Source organism: Mycobacterium sp. DBP42 (genome assembly GCF_005924235.1).
In the GTDB taxonomy this organism is placed as follows: Bacteria; Actinomycetota; Actinomycetes; order Mycobacteriales; family Mycobacteriaceae; genus Mycobacterium; species Mycobacterium syngnathidarum.
Window position 1 is genome coordinate 1 of sequence record NZ_VCMY01000048.1, and the last position, 19,207, is coordinate 19,207.

25 protein-coding genes are annotated in these 19,207 nt (G+C 67.1%); 20 read left to right on the forward strand and 5 right to left on the reverse strand.

The features are described 5' to 3' along the window. Positions 1–176: 176 nt before the first annotated feature. From proC to E0T84_RS27425, 5 genes are all read left to right on the forward strand, one after another. Positions 177–1,037 (forward strand): pyrroline-5-carboxylate reductase, encoded by an 861-nt coding sequence (proC, locus tag E0T84_RS27405; RefSeq protein WP_138746054.1) that lies wholly within the window; start codon positions 177–179, stop codon positions 1,035–1,037. 138 nt (positions 1,038–1,175) lie between these two features. Next, the gene (locus E0T84_RS27410) at positions 1,176–1,403 is read left to right on the forward strand and encodes a cell division/environmental response transcriptional regulator (RefSeq protein WP_003882954.1); all 228 of its coding nucleotides are present in this window, start codon (positions 1,176–1,178) and stop codon (positions 1,401–1,403) included. Between the two features lie 116 nt (positions 1,404–1,519). After that, entirely contained in the window at positions 1,520–1,621 is a 102-nt protein-coding gene (locus E0T84_RS27415) for a 30S ribosomal protein bS22 (RefSeq protein ID WP_003402602.1), read from the forward strand. A gap of 29 nt (positions 1,622–1,650) precedes the next feature. Further along, positions 1,651–2,787 carry an SDR family oxidoreductase gene (locus E0T84_RS27420; protein WP_075910289.1) on the forward strand — a complete coding sequence of 379 codons (1,137 nt, stop codon included), beginning with the start codon at positions 1,651–1,653 and terminating at the stop codon, positions 2,785–2,787. Positions 2,788–2,817: 30 nt separating this feature from the next. Continuing rightward, positions 2,818–3,891 carry a lysophospholipid acyltransferase family protein gene (locus E0T84_RS27425; RefSeq protein WP_371726382.1) on the forward strand — a complete coding sequence of 358 codons (1,074 nt, stop codon included), beginning with the start codon at positions 2,818–2,820 and terminating at the stop codon, positions 3,889–3,891. 39 nt (positions 3,892–3,930) lie between these two features. Here E0T84_RS27425 and E0T84_RS27430 read toward each other — a convergent pair whose 3' ends face one another. Further along, positions 3,931–4,464 carry a MaoC family dehydratase N-terminal domain-containing protein gene (locus E0T84_RS27430; RefSeq protein ID WP_019343970.1) on the reverse strand — a complete coding sequence of 178 codons (534 nt, stop codon included), beginning with the start codon at positions 4,462–4,464 and terminating at the stop codon, positions 3,931–3,933. Positions 4,465–4,570: 106 nt separating this feature from the next. Next, the gene (locus tag E0T84_RS27435; protein WP_070185193.1) at positions 4,571–5,464 is read right to left on the reverse strand and encodes an HAD family phosphatase; all 894 of its coding nucleotides are present in this window, start codon (positions 5,462–5,464) and stop codon (positions 4,571–4,573) included. 38 nt (positions 5,465–5,502) lie between these two features. Between E0T84_RS27435 and E0T84_RS27440 the strand changes: the two genes are divergently transcribed. The 10 genes from E0T84_RS27440 (at position 5,503) to E0T84_RS27485 (ending at position 13,208) form a co-directional block, all read left to right on the forward strand. Beyond that, entirely contained in the window at positions 5,503–5,799 is a 297-nt protein-coding gene (locus tag E0T84_RS27440) for a glutaredoxin family protein (protein ID WP_256366566.1), read from the forward strand. A gap of 52 nt (positions 5,800–5,851) precedes the next feature. Next, positions 5,852–7,207: a glutamyl-tRNA reductase gene (locus E0T84_RS27445; RefSeq protein ID WP_070945898.1), complete on the forward strand. Its 1,356-nt coding sequence runs from the start codon at positions 5,852–5,854 to the stop codon at positions 7,205–7,207. A 3-nt stretch (positions 7,208–7,210) separates the two neighbouring features. Next, positions 7,211–8,167 carry a hydroxymethylbilane synthase gene (hemC, locus tag E0T84_RS27450; RefSeq protein ID WP_070945899.1) on the forward strand — a complete coding sequence of 319 codons (957 nt, stop codon included), beginning with the start codon at positions 7,211–7,213 and terminating at the stop codon, positions 8,165–8,167. Continuing rightward, on the forward strand, positions 8,164–9,852 hold the full coding sequence (locus tag E0T84_RS27455; RefSeq protein WP_070186766.1) for a bifunctional uroporphyrinogen-III C-methyltransferase/uroporphyrinogen-III synthase: 1,689 nt from the start codon (positions 8,164–8,166) through the stop codon (positions 9,850–9,852). Before hemC ends, E0T84_RS27455 begins: the two co-directional genes overlap by 4 nt. A gap of 138 nt (positions 9,853–9,990) precedes the next feature. Beyond that, complete coding sequence (hemB, locus tag E0T84_RS27460; RefSeq protein WP_070945901.1) at positions 9,991–10,923, forward strand: porphobilinogen synthase; 933 nt, start codon at positions 9,991–9,993, stop codon at positions 10,921–10,923. Between the two features lie 8 nt (positions 10,924–10,931). Further along, entirely contained in the window at positions 10,932–11,354 is a 423-nt protein-coding gene (locus E0T84_RS27465; RefSeq protein ID WP_070186768.1) for a hypothetical protein, read from the forward strand. 21 nt (positions 11,355–11,375) lie between these two features. After that, positions 11,376–11,741, forward strand: coding sequence for a hypothetical protein (locus E0T84_RS27470; protein ID WP_070186769.1), 366 nt, complete (start codon positions 11,376–11,378; stop codon positions 11,739–11,741). Continuing rightward, complete coding sequence (locus tag E0T84_RS27475) at positions 11,731–12,216, forward strand: DUF3093 domain-containing protein (protein WP_070186770.1); 486 nt, start codon at positions 11,731–11,733, stop codon at positions 12,214–12,216. Before E0T84_RS27470 ends, E0T84_RS27475 begins: the two co-directional genes overlap by 11 nt. Further along, positions 12,213–12,440 carry a hypothetical protein gene (locus tag E0T84_RS27480; protein WP_138746055.1) on the forward strand — a complete coding sequence of 76 codons (228 nt, stop codon included), beginning with the start codon at positions 12,213–12,215 and terminating at the stop codon, positions 12,438–12,440. The genes E0T84_RS27475 and E0T84_RS27480 overlap by 4 nt, the downstream gene beginning before the upstream one ends. Before the next feature lie 3 nt (positions 12,441–12,443). Then, a complete protein-coding gene (locus tag E0T84_RS27485) occupies positions 12,444–13,208 on the forward strand; it encodes an APH(3'') family aminoglycoside O-phosphotransferase (protein ID WP_138746056.1) in 765 nt (254 codons plus the stop codon). Between the two features lie 16 nt (positions 13,209–13,224). On the opposite strand, the gene E0T84_RS27490 is transcribed toward E0T84_RS27485, so the two are convergent. Beyond that, positions 13,225–14,073 carry an alpha/beta hydrolase family protein gene (locus E0T84_RS27490; RefSeq protein ID WP_138746057.1) on the reverse strand — a complete coding sequence of 283 codons (849 nt, stop codon included), beginning with the start codon at positions 14,071–14,073 and terminating at the stop codon, positions 13,225–13,227. Between the two features lie 134 nt (positions 14,074–14,207). Here E0T84_RS27490 and E0T84_RS27495 point away from each other — a divergent pair, with 134 nt between their 5' ends. The 4 genes from E0T84_RS27495 to E0T84_RS27510 all read left to right on the forward strand — a co-directional run bounded on the left by E0T84_RS27495 (position 14,208) and on the right by E0T84_RS27510 (position 16,455). Beyond that, the gene (locus E0T84_RS27495) at positions 14,208–15,062 is read left to right on the forward strand and encodes an oxygenase MpaB family protein (protein WP_138746058.1); all 855 of its coding nucleotides are present in this window, start codon (positions 14,208–14,210) and stop codon (positions 15,060–15,062) included. After that, positions 15,049–15,663 (forward strand): TetR/AcrR family transcriptional regulator, encoded by a 615-nt coding sequence (locus tag E0T84_RS27500; protein ID WP_138746059.1) that lies wholly within the window; start codon positions 15,049–15,051, stop codon positions 15,661–15,663. The genes E0T84_RS27495 and E0T84_RS27500 overlap by 14 nt, the downstream gene beginning before the upstream one ends. Before the next feature lie 57 nt (positions 15,664–15,720). Continuing rightward, positions 15,721–15,915, forward strand: a complete 195-nt coding sequence (locus E0T84_RS27505) for a hypothetical protein (protein ID WP_075910279.1) — start codon at positions 15,721–15,723, stop codon at positions 15,913–15,915. A 93-nt stretch (positions 15,916–16,008) separates the two neighbouring features. Further along, a complete protein-coding gene (locus E0T84_RS27510; RefSeq protein WP_070186799.1) occupies positions 16,009–16,455 on the forward strand; it encodes a pyridoxamine 5'-phosphate oxidase family protein in 447 nt (148 codons plus the stop codon). A 3-nt stretch (positions 16,456–16,458) separates the two neighbouring features. On the opposite strand, the gene mddA is transcribed toward E0T84_RS27510, so the two are convergent. Then, on the reverse strand, positions 16,459–17,229 hold the full coding sequence (gene mddA / locus E0T84_RS27515; protein WP_070186776.1) for a methanethiol S-methyltransferase: 771 nt from the start codon (positions 17,227–17,229) through the stop codon (positions 16,459–16,461). A 294-nt stretch (positions 17,230–17,523) separates the two neighbouring features. Between mddA and E0T84_RS32605 the strand changes: the two genes are divergently transcribed. Then, positions 17,524–17,652: a hypothetical protein gene (locus tag E0T84_RS32605; protein WP_255740568.1), complete on the forward strand. Its 129-nt coding sequence runs from the start codon at positions 17,524–17,526 to the stop codon at positions 17,650–17,652. Positions 17,653–17,655: 3 nt separating this feature from the next. On the opposite strand, the gene E0T84_RS27520 is transcribed toward E0T84_RS32605, so the two are convergent. Then, positions 17,656–19,158, reverse strand: coding sequence for an SDR family oxidoreductase (locus E0T84_RS27520; protein ID WP_138746060.1), 1,503 nt, complete (start codon positions 19,156–19,158; stop codon positions 17,656–17,658). Positions 19,159–19,207: the final 49 nt, after the last annotated feature.

Below are 19,207 nucleotides of genomic sequence, written 5' to 3' on the forward strand. Positions count from 1 at the left end.
AAACGCCTGTGGAGCCTCGGTAAGTCCTCCCAACACACGGGATGCGCGAGGCGATGAAGCAGGAAGCACCCCAACCGCGGCATAGCCGCACGGGAATCCCCGCCATTCATGGCGGGGAGCACGTCAAACCCGCAGGCGTCCATGTGCGCGCGCGCGGACATGCAATGCTGTCGCCCATGTCGAGAATCGCGATAATCGGCGGCGGAAGCATGGGCGAGGCGCTGCTGTCGGGACTGTTACGGGCTGGCAGGCAGGTCAAGGACATGGTGGTCGCGGAGAAGTTTCCGGACCGGGCCAAGTACTTGTCGGAGAAGTATTCGGTGCAGGTGGCCTCGGTGGCTGCGGCCGCCGAGAACGCCACCTACGTGGTCGTCGCGGTGAAACCGGGTGACGTCGAGAAGGTGATCGACGAGATCGCGGAGGCGGCCGCACGCGCCGACAGCGACACCGCCGAGCAGGTGTTCGTCTCCATCGCCGCGGGCGTGGCCACGTCGTACTACGAGAACAAGCTGCCGGCCGGATCGCCGGTGATCCGGGTCATGCCCAACGCGCCGATCGTGGTCGGCGGCGGCGTGAGTGCCCTGGCGCCGGGCCGGTTCGCCACCGCGGACCAGCTCAAGGAGGTCTCGTCGATCTTCGACGCGGTCGGCGGTGTGATCACGGTCGCCGAGTCACAGCTGGATGCGGTGACGGCAGTGTCCGGTTCGGGTCCGGCGTACTTCTTCCTGATGGTCGAGGCCCTGGTGGATGCGGCCGTGGAATCGGGTCTGTCGCGTGCGGTGGGGACCGATCTGGCGGTCCAGACGATGGCCGGCTCGGCGGCAATGCTGCTGGAACGTCTCGACGAGGTGAATGCGACCGGAGGCGCTGCGCTGGACACCACACCGGCCCAGTTGCGGGCGATGGTGACCTCGCCGGCCGGGACCACCGCCGCTGGGCTGCGCGAACTCGAGCGCGGGGGACTGCGGGCGGCGGTCTCCAGCGCCGTTCAGGCCGCGAAAACGCGCTCTGAGCAGCTCGGAATTACATCTGAGTAATTAGATTAATTCCAACTGATTAGCCCACACCCGTCGCAGTAACCCCACCCGCCACGCTATTCTCCCTTTGTATGCGCGGGTCGGTGCCAGCGGTGGGGAAGCCGCTGGAACTGCCTGTGCCTGATTGATTGGGTTGCGATGACGTCTATGAACGGGCCATCGGCGCGGGATGCTGGCGACGGTCAGCCTCGGGCTCAATTTCTGACGGTCGCCGAGGTGGCGAGCTTGATGAGGGTCTCGAAGATGACGGTGTACCGGTTGGTGCACAACGGCGAACTGCCTGCGGTTCGAGTGGGCCGATCGTTTCGGGTTCACGCCAAGGCGGTCCACGATCTGCTGGAGTCTTCGTACTTCGACGCCGGCTAGGCGGGCGCCGCAGCGGGCTGAGCCGCCCGAGCAGGCTGGCGTTTTCCGTTTCGGTGGTCGGCCCGGGTAAAGTAACCGGGTCAACCATCAGCTAAGTAGCGGAGACACCGGGGTTTATGGGCTCAGTCATCAAGAAGCGGCGTAAGCGTATGTCGAAGAAGAAGCACCGCAAGCTGCTTCGCCGTACTCGGGTGCAGCGTAGAAAACTCGGCAAGTAGTCGACTGCTGCGGCCGCTAGGCTGGGCCGATGGATTCTGATGGTCGGTCGGGGGGACGCCCGACGGGAGTCCCCGGGTCGTCTGGTGCGGACTCTTCGGATGGAACGCAGTCCGCAAGCGCGGCGCCCGCTCCGAAAGTGGTTCTGGTCACGGGTGCGTGCCGGTTCCTCGGTGGTTATCTGACCGCCAGGCTGGCGCAGAACCCGTCGATCGAGCATGTGATCGCGGTGGATGCGGTGGTGCCGAGCAAGGACCTCATGCGTCGGATGGGGCGGGCCGAATTCGTTCGGGCCGACATCCGCAACCCGTTCATCGCCAAGGTGATCCGAAACGGGAACGTGGACACTGTCGTGCATGCCGCGGCGGCCTCCTACGCGCCGCGGTCCGGCGGCCGGGCCACGTTGAAGGAACTCAACGTGATGGGTGCGATCCAACTGTTCGCCGCCTGCCAGAAGGCGCCGTCGGTGCGCCGGGTGGTGCTCAAGTCAACCTCTGAGGTGTACGGCTCGAGCTCACGTGACCCGGTGATGTTCAGCGAGGAGAGCAGTGCTCGCCGTCCACCGGGCGACGGGTTCGCCCGCGACAGCATCGACATCGAGGGCTATGCCCGCGGGCTGGCCCGGCGCCGTCCGGATATCGACGTGACCATCCTTCGGCTGGCCAACATGATCGGGCCGGCGATGGACACCGCGTTGTCGCGGTATCTGGCGGGGCCGGTGGTTCCGTCGGTGGTCGGTCACGACGCGCGGTTGCAGTTGTTGCACGAACAGGACGCCCTGGGTGCCCTGGAGCGCGCAACCATGGCCGGCCGGTCGGGCACGTTCAACATCGGGGCTTCGGGCATCATCATGATGAGCCAGGCGATCCGGCGGTCGGGACGGGTCCGGCTTCCGGTTCCGAGCGGGGCGTTGTCGGCGATCAATTCGCTCAGTCGCGCAACGCGTTACACCGAACTCGACCGCGACCAGATGAACTATCTGAGCTACGGCCGGGTCATGGACACTACGCGAATGCACAGGGTTCTGGGCTACAGTCCCAAGTGGACGACCGCCGAAGCATTCGACGACTACGTCCGCGGTCGCGGATTGACTCCGATACTCGATCCGCGATGGGTACGCTCAATGGAGAGTCGCGCCGTGGGGGTGGCGCAGCGTTTGGGATATTAAAGACTGGCTCTATCCGGGGTGGGAGAAGGTATCGACGTGGCGGGTGAATCCAAGGCGAAAGTTATTCCGCTACATGGGAACTCGAGCCGTTCCTCAGCTGCGCGCCGGGCTGCGGCCCGGTCTGACAGCGCCCGCAGGCATCCGTCTGTTCTGGCCGATCCGGGTAGCCGGGCCTCGGCGGAGCAGATCGCCGCGGTAGTGCGGGAGATCGATCAGCGGCGCAGCGGCGCTTCGGGTCAATCGGCGGCCGACGAAGGCCCCAGCGAACTCGTCAAGGGCATCGCGGCAGTCTCGGAATTCATTCGCACCCGCATGACCGGTGCCTACTCGGTGGACGAGTTCGGGTTCGACCCGCACATCACCAACGCAATCTTCTTGCCTTTGCTGCGAACGTTTTTCCGGTCCTGGTTCCGGGTTGAGGTGTCCGGCATCGAGAACCTGCCCGCCGAGGGCGCGGCGCTCGTGGTGGCCAACCACGCCGGGGTGCTGCCCTTCGACGGGCTGATGACTCAGGTGGCCGTGCACGATCACCACCCCGGGAATCGGGATCTGCGTCTGCTGGCCGCTGATCTGGTTTTCGACCTGCCGATGGTCGGCCAGGCCGCGCGCAAGGCCGGGCACACCATGGCCTGCACCGCCGACGCGCACCGACTGCTCGCCAACGGTGAGCTCACGGCGGTGTTCCCCGAGGGCTTCAAGGGGCTGGGCAAGAACTTCAAGGACCGCTACAAGCTGCAGCGGTTCGGCCGCGGTGGCTTCGTTTCCGCAGCTCTGCGTGCGCAGGCGCCGATCGTGCCGTGCTCGATCGTCGGGTCCGAGGAGATCTACCCGATGATGGCCGACGTCAAGTTGCTGGCCCGGTTGCTCGGTCTGCCGTACTTCCCGGTGACCCCGCTGTTCCCGTTGGCGGGCCCGCTCGGATTGGTGCCGTTGCCGTCGAAGTGGCACATCCAATTCGGCGAGCCGATCGAGACGACCGATTACGACGAGAGCGCCGCCGACGACCCGATGATCACGTTCGAGCTCACCGACCAGGTCCGCGAGACCATTCAGCACACGCTGTATCAGCTCCTGGCGGGGCGCCGAAACATGTTCTTCGGCTGACGTTTTCACCGCGAGCGCAAGGGCTCGCGGAGAGAAAAATCAGGCGCCGGACTTTTGCCCAGCAACCATCTTGGCGATCGCGGCATCACGTGCCGCGGCGATCTGTGAACTGATCTCGTCGGCCTCGTCGATGGCGGCCTCGCCCAGCATGGTCACGATGCTCGTGGCAACCGGATTGCCGTCGTCGTCGGAGACCTCGGCGCGCACCTCGGCGATCACGGTGCCGTGCGACTCGATGACCGAATCGAGGTACGAGTCGAACCACAGCTTGTCGCCGACCATGATCGGCCGGTGGAAGATCAGCTTCTGGTCGCGGTGCAGCACCCGCTCCAGATTGATCGGAATGTCGAACTTGTCGAACAGCTCCAGCTGGACACGTCGACCGGCCACCGCCAGGAACGTCACCGACGCCACCACCGAGTCATGGCCGTACTCCTTGGCGGCCTCGGCGTCATAGAGCGCCGGATGCTCGTCCTTGACCGCGCGGGCGAACTCGCGGACCTTCTCCCGGCCGACCTCGAAGTAGTCGGGGTACCGGTAGTGGGTCCCGATGATGTTTGCGGCGATGCTCATGTTCCCTGCGCTGTTCGGTATGCGTGCGCGCTGCGCACAAACGTGCATGGCTGCGGGGCCCGCTGACGTGGCCCGCCGCGGCAGCTTACCAGCGCACCTCGCCCACTCAGCGAATGTCGTGGCGGCGAGAGGCGGCGGCGGCCAGCGCGCCGCCGAGTGCGCCGAGCGCCAAGGCCGACGGGACACCGATCCGCGCCGCCTTGCGTGCGGTGCGGAAATCGCGGATCTCCCAGCCCCGCTCCCTGGCCACATCGCGCAGTGCGGCGTCGGGGTTGATCGCCACCGCGGTACCGACCAGCGACAGCATCGGCACATCGTTGAAGCTGTCCGAATAGGCGGTGCACCGGCGCAGGTTGAGGCCTTCGCGGATGGCCAGCGACCGTACCGCGTGGGCTTTCCCGGTGCCGTGCAGGATGTCGCCGACCAGTCGGCCGGTGAACACCCCGTCGACCGACTCGGCGACGGTGCCCAGCGCACCCGTCAGGCCCAGCCGCCGGGCGATGGTGGCGGCCAGCTCATATGGGGTCGCCGTGACCAGCCACACCTGCTGGCCGGCGTCCAGGTGCATCTGGGCCAGTGCCCGGGTTCCGGCCCAGATCTTGTCGGCGATGATCTCGTCGTAGATCTCCTCACCCAGTTCGACGAGTTCGGCGGTGGAGCGGCCCTCGATGAAGGCCAGGGCTTTCTGCTTGCCCTCGGCGACGTCGTCGCTGTTCTCCTTGCCGGTGAACTGGAACTTGGCCTGCGCATAGACGATGCCCAGGATGTCGCGGTAGGTGAAGTACTTGCGGGCGGCCAGGCCACGGGCGAAGTGCACCAGTGACGATCCGTGGACCAGGGTGTTGTCGACGTCGAAGAACGCGGCGGCCGTGAGATCCGGTGGCGGTGCGGGCGTCCCGACGGGGTCGATGTCGGACTCGAGCTCGGTGACAGCGAGTTCGGCGCTGGCCTCGGCGGCAAGCTCCTGTTCGAGCGCATCGGCACTACCGGATTCGGGCACGTTGTCACCCTAAGTCACACAGCCCGGATACTGGCGGTGTGGAGCGTGAGCAGGCGGGTGGCGGCAGTCGGGCCGGCGGGGGGAACACTGTGACGTTGCTGACCAGGGCGGGTTGCAGCATGTGTGAGCGGGCGGCCCGGCAGTTGGCCGTGTTGCGCGAGGAGCTCGATTTCGAGCTGGTGAACACGGACGTGGACGAGGCCGCCGCGGCCGGTGACGCCTCCCTGCGGGCTCGGTACGGCGACCTGTTGCCGGTGATTTTGCTGAACGGCACCGAACACAGCTACTGGGATGTCGACGAACAGCAGCTTCGGGCGGACCTCACCGCCAGGTGAAATTTGGTGGGCGGGCGGGAAACGATTACCTTGGTGACGTGGTGATGAAGCCGTGAGTGTGCTGCTATTCGGGGTTTCGCACCGCAGCGCGCCGGTGTCAGTTCTCGAGCAGTTGAGCACTGACGAGTCGGATCAGACCAAGATCATCGACGAGGTGCTTCGCTCCTCGCTGGTCACCGAGGCCATGGTCCTGTCCACCTGCAACCGCGTCGAGATATACGCCGTGGTAGAGGCATTCCACGGCGGTCTGTCGATCATCGGGCAGGTGCTCTCCGAGCATTCGGGCATGTCGCTCAACGACCTCACCAAATATGCCTACGTGCGTTACGCCGAGGCCGCCGTCGAGCACCTGTTCGCGGTGACCAGCGGCCTGGATTCGGCCGTCATCGGTGAGGCCCAGGTTTTGGGACAGGTGCGTCGCGCCTACGCCTCGGCCGAGGAACACCAGACCGTCGGCCGCACGCTACACGAGCTGGCCCAGCGGGCGCTGAACGTCGGCAAGCGGGTGCATTCGGAGACCGGCATCGACGCCGCGGGCGCGTCCGTCGTCTCGGTGGCCCTCGGAATGGCCGAGACCAAACTCAGCGGCGGGCTCGCCGGGCGTACCGCCGCAGTGATCGGCGCGGGCTCGATGGGCGCGCTGGCCGGCGCGCACCTGGTGCGGGCCGGGATCGACCGGGTTCACGTGGTGAACCGCTCGCTGCCGCGGGCCGAGCGCCTCGCCGAGAATCTCACCGAGCAGGGCGTGCGGGCGCAGGCCTGGTCCCTGGACCATCTGGACGAAGCCCTGGCCGATGCCGATGTCGTGGTCAGCAGCACCGGCGCGGTGCGTCCGGTGGTGTCCCTGGCCGACGTGCACCATGCCCTGGCTCAGCGCAACGCCGTCGACTGCGACCGGCAGCTGGTGATCTGTGACCTCGGGATGCCGCGCGACGTGGATCCGGCGGTGTCCGGACTGCCCGGGGTCTGGGTCGTCGACATGGACCGGATCCAGCGCGAACCGTCGGCCCGGGCGGCGGCCACCGACGCCGATGCGGCCCGCACGATCGTTGCCACCGAGGTTGCCAACTACCTGTCCGGCCAGCGGATGGCCGAGGTCACCCCGACCGTCACCGCGCTGCGGCAGCGCGCCGCCGACGTGGTCGAGGCCGAGCTGTTGCGGCTGGACAACCGGCTGCCGGGGCTGGACGCGACGCACCGCGACGAGGTGGCCAAGACGGTCCGCCGTGTCGTCGACAAGCTTTTGCACGCACCCACGGTGCGGGTGAAACAACTCGCCAGCGCGCCTGGCGGGGACAGCTACGCAGAGGCCCTGCGGGAGCTGTTCGAACTCGATCCGCAGGCCGTCGAAGCTGTGGCGGCCAGCGAATTGCCTTTCATGACAACAGATCTCGATAAGTCTGAGTAGAGCTTGGTAGACACGCGCGATACGGTAATCCGGATCGGCACCCGGGGTAGCCTGCTGGCGACCACGCAGGCCGGCACCATCAGGGACGCTTTGTTGGCGGCTGGACACGCCTGCGAGCTGGTGATCATCTCGACCGAGGGTGACCGCAACCAGGGGCCCATCGCCGAGATCGGAGTGGGCGTCTTCACCGCCGCGCTGCGCGAGGCGATCCACGACGGCCGGGTGGACATGGCCGTGCACTCCTACAAAGATTTGCCCACCGCGCGCGACGAACGGTTCGTGATCGCCGCCGTCCCGCGCCGCGAGGATCCCCGTGACGCGCTGGTGGCACGCGACGGATTGGTGCTCGGCGAGTTGCCTTCGGGGTCCGTGATCGGCACGTCGAGCCCGCGACGGGCCGCGCAGCTTAGAGCACTGGGTCTCGGTTTGGAAATCCGCCCCCTACGAGGCAACCTAGATACCAGGTTGAACAGGGTTACGAGCGGTGATCTCGACGCCATCGTGGTCGCCCGCGCGGGTCTGGCCCGTATCGGACGACTCGATGAGGTCACCGAGTCGCTCGAGCCGGTGCAGATGTTGCCAGCTCCGGCTCAGGGTGCGCTCGCGGTGGAATGCCGTGCCGGCGACACCGAGCTGATTTCGGTGCTGGCGGAGTTGGATGACACCGACACGCGCGCCGCGGTCACCGCCGAACGGATCCTGCTCGCCGAACTGGAGGCGGGCTGTTCCGCACCGGTTGGCGCGATCGCAGAAGTGGTCGAGTCGATCGATGAGGACGGCAATGTCTTCGAGGAGCTGTCGTTGCGCGGCTGCGTAGCGACGCTGGACGGATCCGACGTGATCCGTGCGTCCGGTATCGGAACTCCCGATCGGGCCGCCGACTTGGGTGTCTCGGTGGCCGCGGAGCTTTTCGAGCTGGGTGCACGCGAGCTGTTGGTAGAGCGCGGGAGTGAAGAATGACCATGCGAGGTCGCAAGGCGAAGCCCGGCCGCATCACATTTGTGGGCTCGGGCCCGGGAGATCCGGGGCTGCTGACGGCACGGGCGCAAGCCGTGCTGGCGCACGCCGAGTTGGTGTTCACCGATCCCGACGTCCCAGAAGCCGTGTTGGCGCTGATCGGCACCGAGTTGCCGCCCGCGTCCGGCCCGGCCCCGGCTACGCCGGGCAAGGCCGACGCCGCCGCTGACGCATCGGCCGCCGATGCGGCCGGAAGTCCCGACGCGGCCCAGGCCGCCGTCATCTCCGGTGGGCCCGAGGTCCGCCCGGCCCTCGGTGATCCTGCCGAGGTGGCCAAGACGCTGGTCGCCGAGGCCCGTCACGGCTACGACGTGGTGCGCCTGGTCGCCGGTGACCCGTTGTCGGTCGACGCCGTCATCACCGAAATCGGTGCGCTGGCCAAGTCCCACGTGAACTTCGAGATCGTCCCCGGACTGCCCGCCACCAGCGCGGTGCCGACCTACGCGGGCCTGCCGCTGGGTTCGGCGCACACGGTGGCCGATGTCCGCGGGGACGTCGACTGGGCGGCGCTGGCCGCCGCACCCGGGCCGCTGATCTTGCACGCGACGGCGTCGCACCTGCCGGATGCCGCCCGCACGCTGATCGAGCAGGGGCTGGTCGACAGCACCCCGGCGGTGGTGACCGCGAGCGGCACCACCTGCCAGCAGCGATCGGTGGAGACCACGCTCGGTGGGCTGACCGACAAGGCCGTGCTGGAGAAGCCGGCGGGCAGCGAGCTGGCCGGGCCGTTGGTCGGCCAGCTGGTCGTCACCATCGGCAAGACCGTGGCCAACCGGGCCAAGCTGAACTGGTGGGAGAGCCGCGCCCTGTACGGCTGGACCGTGCTGGTGCCGCGCACCAAGGATCAGGCCGGCGAGATGAGCGACAAGCTGGTGGGCCACGGTGCCCTGCCGATCGAGGTACCGACCATCGCCGTCGAGCCGCCGCGCAGCCCCGCGCAGATGGAGCGCGCGGTCAAGGGTCTGGTCGACGGCCGGTTCCAATGGGTGGTGTTCACCTCGACCAATGCCGTGCGTGCGGTGTGGGAGAAGTTCAACGAGTTCGGTCTCGACGCGCGGGCGTTCTCGGGTGTGAAGATCGCGTGCGTCGGACAGGCCACCGCCGACAAGGTGCGCGCGTTCGGTATCAACCCTGAGCTGGTGCCGTCGGGGGAGCAGTCCTCGCTGGGCCTGCTGGAGGAGTTCCCGCCGTTCGACGAGGTTTTCGACCCGGTGAACCGGGTGCTGCTGCCGCGTGCCGACATCGCCACCGAGACGCTGGCCGAGGGCCTGCGTGAGCGCGGCTGGGAGATCGAGGACGTCACCGCCTACCGCACCGTGCGGGCGGCTCCGCCGCCGGCGCAGACGCGCGAGATGATCAAGACCGGCGGGTTCGACGCGGTCTGCTTCACCTCCAGCTCGACGGTGCGCAACCTGGTCGGTATCGCCGGCAAGCCGCACGCCCGAACCATCGTGGCCTGCATCGGCCCCAAGACCGCTGAAACCGCAGCGGAATTCGGCCTGCGGGTGGATGTTCAGCCCGAGTCGGCCGCGGTGGGACCGCTGGTCGACGCGCTGGCCGAGCACGCTGCCCGGCTCCGTGCCGAGGGCGCGTTGCCTCCGCCGCGTAAGAAGAGCCGCCGCAGGTAGACACCGCCGAAACAGCATTCCGGCGGGTCCTTACTCGAACTTTTCCTGCTGGAAAGCCGATTCGAGGATGGGACAGGAGGAGGGATAGCTGTGGCCTTTCCGAGACACCGGCCCCGCCGGTTGCGGTCCACCCCGGCGATGCGCCGCCTGGTGGCCCAAACCTCTTTGGAGCCACGCCATCTGGTTCTGCCGATGTTCGTCGCCGACGGAATCGATGAACCGCGACCGATCTCCTCGATGCCCGGCGTGGTGCAGCACACCAGGGATTCGTTGCGCCGGGCGGCCGCGGACGCGGTGGCCGCCGGGGTCGGCGGGTTGATGCTGTTCGGTGTGCCCTGCGACGAGGACAAGGATCCGACCGGTGCCGTGGGCGTCGATCCGGACGGCATCCTCAATGTGGCACTGCGTGATCTGGCCAAGGACCTCGGTGATTCGACCGTGCTGATGGCCGACACCTGCCTCGATGAGTTCACCGACCACGGGCACTGCGGCGTGTTGGACGACGCCGGCCGGGTCGACAATGACGCGACCAATCTGCGCTATGTGGAACTTGCTGTGGCACAAGCGGAATCGGGTGCCCACGTGGTCGGGCCCAGCGGCATGATGGACGGCCAGGTGGCTGCCATCCGGGACGGGCTGGACGCGGCCGGGCACGCGCACGTCGCCATCCTGGCCTATGCGGCCAAGTTCGCCTCGGCGTTCTACGGCCCGTTCCGCGAGGCGGTGTCGTCCAGCCTGGTGGGGGATCGTCGTACCTACCAACAGGATCCGGGCAACATCCGCGAAGCCGTGCACGAGATCGAGCTCGATATCGACGAGGGCGCCGACATGGTGATGGTCAAGCCCGCGATGAGCTACCTGGACGTGGTGCGCGCCGCGGCCGATATTTCACCGGTACCTGTTGCCGCATACCAGATTTCGGGTGAGTACTCGATGATCTGTGCGGCCGCGGCCAACGGCTGGATCGACCTGCAGGCGGCGGCCTTGGAGTCGTTGACCGGGATCCGGCGGGCCGGCGCCGACATCGTGCTGACCTATTGGGCGGCCGATGTGGCCGGTTGGCTCGCGTGAGGGCGCCGGTGACCGAACCGCAGCAGAGCCCGAACGACCGTCCCGAGGACGTCGACACCGGCTTCTGGCTGTGGACGGCCGCGCTGGTGCTCATGGCGGTGGGGTTCTTGATCGACGCGTTCACCGGATCGGGCACCGGTGTGCAGCGGTCGATGACCGCCGTCTTCTCGGTGATGTTCGTGGTGGCGCTGTCGTCGATCGTGGTGGCGTTCCTGTGGTTGATGCGCCAGGGGTATCGCTGGGCCCGCACGCTGCTGACCAGCGGCGGGATCGTCTCGGCGCTGCATGCGGTCAGCAGCCTGCTGACCGGCGAACGCCAGGATGCGGCCGCGGTGGGCTACGCGGTCACCGCGATCGTCGGAACGGTGTTGATCGCGGGCGGGCTGTACCTGCTGCACCGCAAGGACGCCGACGGTTTCTTCACCCGGTAGTTTCGCTACGCTTTGGCGACAATGCCTTCATCACCAACGTCGCGCCGCACGACCATCGTGTTCGGTTGCTGGCTGGTCGGCGCGGTGTTGTTGATGGCCGGCGGGATGCTGGCGGTCTCGGCGAGCCCGCCCGGCGTCAATGCGATGTTGTACCGGGGGATCGGAGCGCTCGTGGCGCTCGGCGGCCTCGGGATGGCATTTCTGGCGGGTCGCAGCCGCTCCGACGATCCACGTTACCGCCGCGCGGCGGTGGCGTTGTCGCTGGCTATCGTGGTCCTGGTGCTGTTGACCGGCCTCAATGTTCTCGTGCTGGTCGCGCTGCTCCCGCTCATCGTGGGTACCGGCCTGAACGCGCTGCCACTGCGGAAGGGTGACGATGGAGAGTGAACCGGTGAACAAAGTCGGCTCCGAGGTGCTGTTCTACGAGCAGGGGGCCAGCTGGGCGTGGCTGCTGTTGGGCCCGTTCGCCGGGGCCGGCATGGCGATCCTGCAGATGACCGGTGGATACGGTCACGACCTGTGGATCCCGATCGTGTTCCTGCTACTGGTGTCGGTGTTCGTGGCCATCCAGATCAAGGCTGCGCGTATCCACACCTCGGTCGAGTTGACCGCCGAGACCCTGCGGCAGGGTGCCGAGACGCTGCGGGTCGACGAGATCGTGCTGATCTATCCCGAGGCATCGGGCTCAGAGGTGCCCAAATGGCAATCTGCCCGGGCACTCGGTGAGCTGACCGGGGTGCCGAAGGGCCGCACCGGCATCGGGCTCAAACTCACCGGCGCGCGTACCGCCCAGGCCTGGGCCCGCAAGCACCGCAAACTGCGGGAAGTGCTCACGCCGCTGGTCGAGGAGCGCACGCCGTGAGACGGCGTGCCCTGCTGGAGTTGCTGGTGGCCGCCGTTGCGGCAGTGGGTTGTGTGCTGAGCTGGCTCGCGGCGTCCTCAACGATCGAGGTGGCGCCCGTGCTCGACGGTGAGCCGCCCACCACCGCGATCAGCTATTCGGCGCCGTTGCTGGTGCTGGCGTTGGTGCTCGCCGGTTTGGCGGGTGTGCTGATCGTGTTGGGCATCGCCCGGTTGCGTCGCTGAGCGGTGATCGATTGGGAGCCCGTCACCCGCGGTGAATCCGGCACCGGGGTGTTCCGGAACGCGGAGGGGTCCAGGTACGCGAAAGTGGTCGGCGCCGCGGCCGTGGCTGATCTGGCTGCGGAGCGGGACCGGGCGTCGTGGGCGCACGGTCGCGGTCTGCCGGTGCCTGCCGTCATCGACTGGGGTACCACCGAGGACGGTGGTGCCGTCCTGATCACGAGCGCAGTCGGGGGCGTCGGTGCGGATCGGGTCGCGGAACCGGCACTGCGGACGGCCTGGCCAGCGATCGTGGCGGCGGTCCGCGCCCTGCACGCCATCCCGGCCGGCGAGTGTCCTCACCGGCGCGATCTGGACGACATGTTGACCCGGGCCCGCTCGGTGGTTGCCGCGGGCGCGGTCAACCCGGAGTTCCTGCGCGACGAGGACCGGGACGTCCCGGCCGGCGACCTGCTGGCCCGCGTCGAACGCGAGGCTAGCCTGCGTCGCCGGCAGGAGGCTGACGATCGGGTGGTGTGCCATGGAGACCTGTGTCTGCCGAACATCCTGATCGACCCCGACCGGCTCACTGTCGAGGGTTTTGTCGACCTGGGTCGTCTGGGTTCCGCGGATCGTCATGCGGATCTGGCGTTGTTGTTGGCCAACACTGCCGACACCTTCCCCGGTTTCGCCGAGGATGCCGCGGCGGGTCTGGCTACGGGCTATCCGGCCGAACTGGATCCCGGGCGTCTGCGGTTCTATCTCGCGCTCGATCCCCTCACTTGGGGGTGACGGTTCGAGGCTGCGATCAGGAATCGAGCCAGGTGAGCTCATCGGACAAGTGTGCGCGCCAGAAGTTCTCGTCATGGCCGCCGGGGTAGAAGCCGACCGCCGGGGTCCTTGGCAGTTGGTTGACGAACATTCGGGTCGCCGCGTAGAAGCGGTCTGCGGTGCCGCAGTCGACGCGGAGCGGGATCGACCCCAGCGCAGGCAGCAGCCTCATCGCTGAGTTCTGCTGCCAGTCGTCGAGGCTGTCGAAGGCGTCGGGCGGCGCGCCCCAGTACGTCAGGTACAGCGCCGGGCTGATTGCGCAGACCGCAGCGGTACGTGCGGCGCCCAGTCTGGCGCCCAACAGCATGGCGCCGTAGCCGCCCATCGACCAGCCCATGAAGGCCACGCGGGAGGTGTCGATGCCCTTGGTGGCCAGCATCGGGATCAGCTCGTCGAGCACCATCGCCCCGGCATCCTCCCCGGAGGCGCGACGGCGCCAGAACGAGTTGCCGCCGTCGACACTGACCACCGCGAACGGTGGCCGGCCGGCCGCGGTCAGCTGGGCCAGCGCCTCCGGGATGCCCAGGTCCATCACCCCGGCGGCGTCGTTGTCCATCCCGTGCAGGGCGATCACCGGGCGCAGGGGGCCGTGCTGGCCTGGCGGACGGGCGATGATCCAGTTGGTTTCGACGCCGCCGCGGGCCGCGGAGGTGAACGACCCCGATTCGCGGGTCGGTAGAACAGCACCCCCGGAGGCGGTTTGGTTGGGGCTCGCCGAGGCGCGGGGAATCGGCCTACCGAGCAGGCTGCCCAGTGTCATCAGTCCTGCGGCGCCCGCTCCGGTGACGCCCAAACGCAGCGCATCTCGGCGGGTCAGCGGGGGCACTTGCGCATCATTCCAACCATGGGTCTCAGCCCGCGACACGGTCCGGCAACAGCCCGATAACGCCGCCCATCCACCTCGGTGAACCTGATCACACCCATCTTGGTACAAAGTGCGAAATCTGTAACACTGTGTCCATGACCGAACTGGCCGAGCAGCCTCAGCAGACCGACGCCCTGCCTCTCGGGCCCCAATCGCTGGTCTGGAAGTACTTCGGCGACAACCGGATGTTCCTGATCGGCCCGCGGCCCGCCGTCCTGCAGAACATGCTGGCCGAGCTCGGCCAGGGGGTGCTCGATCACTCGACGTTCTTCTCCGACACCGCCGAGCGGCTCAAGCGGACCATCCCGCCGATCTTCCGGACCGTCTACGGCACCGAGGCCGACAACGCCGGCACCCAGGTGCGCGACTTCCACCACCACGTCAAGGGCGACATGCCCGACGGTTCGCGCTACCACGCGCTGGACCCCGAGACCTACTTCTGGGCGCATGCAACGTTCGTCGAGCAGGTGCTCTACTTCGCCGACACCTTCGTCAAACGGCTCAGCGATGCCGAGAAGGAACAGATCTACCTGGAATCCAAGACGTGGTACCGGCGCTACGGGGTCAGCGACCGGCCGATGCCGGCCACCTACGCCGAGTTCGAGCAGTACTGGGACCGGATGATGAACGAGGTGGCGGTCCCGCACAAGTCCGCCCGCTACGGCGTCGGCTACGTCACCAAGGGTTTCCCATGCCCCAAGGCGGTACACCCGGCGGTGTGGCGCGTCGTCGCCGCGGTGTTCAACCCGGTGGCGGCCTTCCTGACCGCAGGCGGTCTGCCGCCGCGCGCCCGCTACCTGCTCGACCTGCCGTGGAGTGACCGTCAGGAGCGCAACTACCAGCGGTTCGCGGCGTTCTGCCGGTCCCGTCCGGTGAATTGGGTGTGGGATCATCTACCGATGAGCGTGCGCTACAGCAAGTTTGCGCAAAAGGGCTATGCCCAAAGCTGATCCGACGCTGCCTGATTCGTCGCCCGCGACGGTGGCGATCCTGGACGCGGCGCTCCTCGAGTTCGAGCGGCACGGCCTGCGCCGGGTCGCGCTCGATGACGTCGCGCGTCGGGCCGGGGTCAGTCGCACCACGATCTACCGCCGGTTCGCCAACCGCGACGAGTTGGTCGCGGCGGTCATCGAGCGGGAGAACGTCGCGCTGTTCTCCGATATCGCCAATGAGCTGAAAAATGCTGGGCCGCAATCGAATTACTACGTCGAAGCGTTCACGCTGTCGATCCTGGAGTTCCGGCGCCGCCACGTCCTCAACCAGTTGATCGCCGATGAGCCGGCGCTGGTGATGGAGCTGCTGCACACCCACTACGGCGCGGCGATCGAACGGATGGCCGCGGCGCTCAAGGTGATCCTTCCGGCCGGGTTTGCCGAGCGGATTGGAGAGCAGGCCGTCAACGACCTGGCCGACACCATTCTGCGCTACGCCGGAATGGTGCTGTTGCTGCCCAGCGTCGAGCCCCTGGACACTCCCGAGGACCTACGGGCATTCGCCACCCGGCATTTCCTGCCCAGCCTGCCGGCCTCGCTTCGTACCGTGTCGGCCTGATCTTGTCCGGCCCGCCGAAGTGTTTGGCAGCTCACACTTTCGGGCAGCCCGATAGGTATGACCACCGAACAACCGCCACCAGTCAGCGAAGAGAACCGCAAAGAAGCCGAGCGCATCATGCAGTCATATGACGACTCCCGTCCCACCGTCACCTTGCCGGGCAGCAATGGCACGGTATCCGGCACGGCGGTCAACGATTGGGTCGATGACGACGGCAAGCCGATCTACGGCGACACCGACAGCCCGCAGTAACCCCGAACCCACGCCGTTGCAGGCCAGTCCTTGCCTACTGTGGCTGGTGTGACTGCGATCCCGCTCGAACGTATTGCCCCCGCTTTCGTGACGATGGCTCACGAGATCGTCTGGGCCTCGGTGGCCACCGTCGACGCCGACGGCCAACCCCGCAGCCGGATCCTGCACCCCATCTGGGAGTGGGACGGTACCGATCTGTTCGGCTGGGTTGCCACGGTGCCCAGCCCGGTCAAGCGCGCACATCTGGCGGTACATCCGCACGTCTCGGTCAGCTACTGGACCACCAACCACGACACCTGCGCGGCCGACTGCCTGGTGGAGTGGTACACCGACGACGAGACCTGCACTCAGGTGTGGGACCGGTTCGCCAACGGACCTGCGCCGGTGGGCTACGACCCGCGCATCATCCCGCAGTGGAGCGACGGACCGACCTCGGACCAGTTCGCGGCCCTGCGGTTGACCCCGTACCGGCTACGGGTGATGCCGGGCACCGTCATGACCGCGGGATCCGGTGAGGTGTTGAGCTGGCGGGCCGATTGACGGCTACGCCGGCCGGTGCCTGACCTTCGGGGCGCGATGATCGTGGCCGGGGTGTAGTCCTGGGGCCAGCATCGCGACCCGATGCCGGTAGTTGCGGTACTCATCACCCAGGCTGTCCACCAGGTCGCGTTCCTCGAGCTGGATCGCCACCAGGATGTAGGCGGTGCTGACGGCTGCGAACAGCAGATGGCCGGCAGTCATCGTCGGGATGGCCCAGAACGCCACGATGAATCCGGCCATGATGGGATGCCGGATCACCCGGTAGAGCATCACCGTCTGGAAACCCAGTTCGCGGTACGGCTGCCCGCGCCAGTTGAGCCACACCTGCCGCAACCCGAACAGGTCGAAGTGGTTGATCATGAACGTCGAGGCGAATACCGTGGCCCAGCCCAGCCAGAACAACGCCCACAGAATTGCCCGTCCCGCAGTGGATTCCACGTTCCACACGATCGCGGGCATGGTGCGCCACTGCCAGTACAAGAGCAACAGCGCCAGGCTGGACAGCAGCACGTAGGTGCTGCGTTCGATGACTTGCGGGACGATCCGTGTCCACCGTGCTTTGAACCACGGGCGCGCCATCACGCTGTGCTGGATGGCGAACACCGACAGCAGCAGCAGGTTGACGAGCACCGCCTCGGCCACGGGTGCGGTGATGCCGTGGTCGACCGTGCGAGGCACCACGAAGTTGCCGACGAAGGCGATGGCGTAGAGGAAGGCCACAACGAACAACAGATAGCTCGCGGTGCCGTAGCCGATGACGAGTAGGCGCTTCATGGTGACCTCCTGCCACCGATTGGACAGATACCGCGCCCTGCTGCCGACTGCAGTAGTGACTTATCTACTGTAGACGCTGAATTCCCAGGTGAACAGGGGTTTGCCGGTTTGCTGAATCTGCCGGTCCGCTGACGGTTCAGCGTCATGTGCCTGCGGGTCGAGGCGCGGTCACGGATCCGTAAGGATTCGAGCGGCCGCCGTCAAGAAACCGTTGAGATGGTCGCCGAGTGCCCCGCGGCCCGGGTAGACCGGCAGGTATGCGAGACGAAACGCCGATTCTGCCCGGGTGCCACGATGAGTGAGATGGTCCAGATCATCGTGCTGATGGCGGTGCCCGCCGCGGTATTGCTCGGTCTACGCCGCGTGGTGATCCGTCAGAACCGTCGACTGGATGCGGCCGGCGCCAGAGCAACTTCGCCGTGAGGCTCATCCCCCGTCCTTGGGGCCTCTTTGCGCGGCGATGGCGATGTTGTTGAGCATGCCGGTGAAGATGATGCCGTGGAAGGGCAGGAGTGCGTTCCAATAGATCCTTCCGGCAAGACCTTTCGGGAAGAAGATGGCACGCTGGTGCAGCCGGGTCTGGTCTGTGCCGCGCGATTCGAGCCGCCACTCGAGCCAGGCGTCGCCGGGGGTGCGCATCTCGGCCCGCAGCCTCAGCAGGAGCGGTCGCCGGATTCTCTCGACTCGCCAGAAGTCCAGGGCGTCTCCGGTGTGCAGGACGTGGGGGTGGCGGCGGCCACGCGTCAGGCCAACCCCGCCAGTAAGGCGGTCCAGCCAGCCGCGGATTGTCCAGGCAAGCGGAAACGAGTACCACCCGTTCTCGCCGCCGACACCTTCGACCACCTGCCACACCTGCTCAACCGATACCGCGCAGTCGATGCTGCGGTCGTCGGTGTAGATGGCGTCGCCGGCCCAACTGGGATCAGAGGGCAGCGGATCGGACGGTGCACCAGTGGAAGATGCATTGGCCCAGGTGGTTTCGACTTCACCGTTCTTGATGCGCCGTAGTGCGAGTGCGACGGCCTCCCGATATCGGGTCGTGCCTCCGGGCGGCCTCGCGATGATCGAGTCGATGTCGTACTCGGCGGCGACAGCGTCGATGCTCAGGGATTCGATCAGGGCGCGACCGATCCGCGGCGGGACGGGGGTCACCAATCCGATCCACAGCCCGGCGAGTTTTGGTGTGAGAACAGGGAGTACGAGAATCCGGCGACGAGCCAAGCCGGCGACGTCGGCGTAGATCTGCATCATCTCGCCGTAGCGCAAGATATCGGGGCCACCGATGTCGTAGGTGCGGCTGTGCGGGATCTCAGCGGTGGCGGCCTCGAGTAGATAGTGGAGCACGTCGCGTACCGCGATCGGCTGGATTCGATTGTTGACCCAGCGCGGTGTGGTCATCACCGGCAGCCGATTGGTCAGGTGCCGGATCATCTCGAACGACGCTGACCCGGAACCGATCACAACCCCGGCTTGCAGGACGAGAGTCGGGACACCGGATTTCACCAGGATCTCTCCGACCTGGCTGCGGGATCGCAAATGCGTCGAGAGCCGGTCCGATTCCGGATGCAGGCCGCCGAGGTAGACGATGCGTCGCACGCCGGCTCGCCGTGCGGCGCCAACAAGGTTTTCTGCGCTGCGGCGCTCGGATTCGATGAAGTCTTTGCGGGCGGTCATCGAGTGCACGAGGTAGTAGACGACGTCGATGTCGCGACAGGCGGCAGTCAGCGTTTCCGGGTCGGTGAGGTCGCCGCGAACGACTTCCACATCTTGTGCCCACGGCACATCGCTGATCTTGTCGGGATTGCGGGCCATCGCCCGTACCCGGTGCCCGGCTTCGACCAGCCGAGGGGCCAGGCGGCCGCCGATGTATCCGGTGGCGCCGGTGACCAGCACCCGCAACGACGTACCGGCAGGTGGGAGCTCGGTCATGGGGTCTCCTCAGTCAGGCGTCCAAGCTGATGGCGCCTCGGCCCCGGTG

Excerpts from the sequence above, each read along its gene's own strand:
- proC (WP_138746054.1), top strand. The coding sequence starts at position 177 with ATGTCGAGAATCGCGATAATCGGCGGCGGAAGCATGGGCGAGGCGCTG.
- E0T84_RS27410 (WP_003882954.1), top strand. The coding sequence starts at position 1,176 with ATGACGTCTATGAACGGGCCATCGGCGCGGGATGCTGGCGACGGTCAG.
- E0T84_RS27415 (WP_003402602.1), top strand. The coding sequence starts at position 1,520 with ATGGGCTCAGTCATCAAGAAGCGGCGTAAGCGTATGTCGAAGAAGAAG.
- E0T84_RS27420 (WP_075910289.1), top strand. The coding sequence starts at position 1,651 with ATGGATTCTGATGGTCGGTCGGGGGGACGCCCGACGGGAGTCCCCGGG.
- E0T84_RS27430 (WP_019343970.1), bottom strand. The coding sequence starts at position 4,464 with ATGAGCATCGCCGCAAACATCATCGGGACCCACTACCGGTACCCCGAC.
- E0T84_RS27455 (WP_070186766.1), top strand. The coding sequence starts at position 8,164 with ATGACCATGCGAGGTCGCAAGGCGAAGCCCGGCCGCATCACATTTGTG.
- hemB (WP_070945901.1), top strand. The coding sequence starts at position 9,991 with ATGCGCCGCCTGGTGGCCCAAACCTCTTTGGAGCCACGCCATCTGGTT.
- E0T84_RS27470 (WP_070186769.1), top strand. The coding sequence starts at position 11,376 with ATGCCTTCATCACCAACGTCGCGCCGCACGACCATCGTGTTCGGTTGC.
- E0T84_RS27475 (WP_070186770.1), top strand. The coding sequence starts at position 11,731 with ATGGAGAGTGAACCGGTGAACAAAGTCGGCTCCGAGGTGCTGTTCTAC.
- E0T84_RS27495 (WP_138746058.1), top strand. The coding sequence starts at position 14,208 with ATGACCGAACTGGCCGAGCAGCCTCAGCAGACCGACGCCCTGCCTCTC.
- E0T84_RS27500 (WP_138746059.1), top strand. The coding sequence starts at position 15,049 with ATGCCCAAAGCTGATCCGACGCTGCCTGATTCGTCGCCCGCGACGGTG.
- E0T84_RS27505 (WP_075910279.1), top strand. The coding sequence starts at position 15,721 with ATGACCACCGAACAACCGCCACCAGTCAGCGAAGAGAACCGCAAAGAA.
- E0T84_RS27510 (WP_070186799.1), top strand. The coding sequence starts at position 16,009 with ATGGCTCACGAGATCGTCTGGGCCTCGGTGGCCACCGTCGACGCCGAC.
- mddA (WP_070186776.1), bottom strand. The coding sequence starts at position 17,229 with ATGAAGCGCCTACTCGTCATCGGCTACGGCACCGCGAGCTATCTGTTG.
- E0T84_RS32605 (WP_255740568.1), top strand. The coding sequence starts at position 17,524 with ATGAGTGAGATGGTCCAGATCATCGTGCTGATGGCGGTGCCCGCCGCG.
- E0T84_RS27520 (WP_138746060.1), bottom strand. The coding sequence starts at position 19,158 with ATGACCGAGCTCCCACCTGCCGGTACGTCGTTGCGGGTGCTGGTCACC.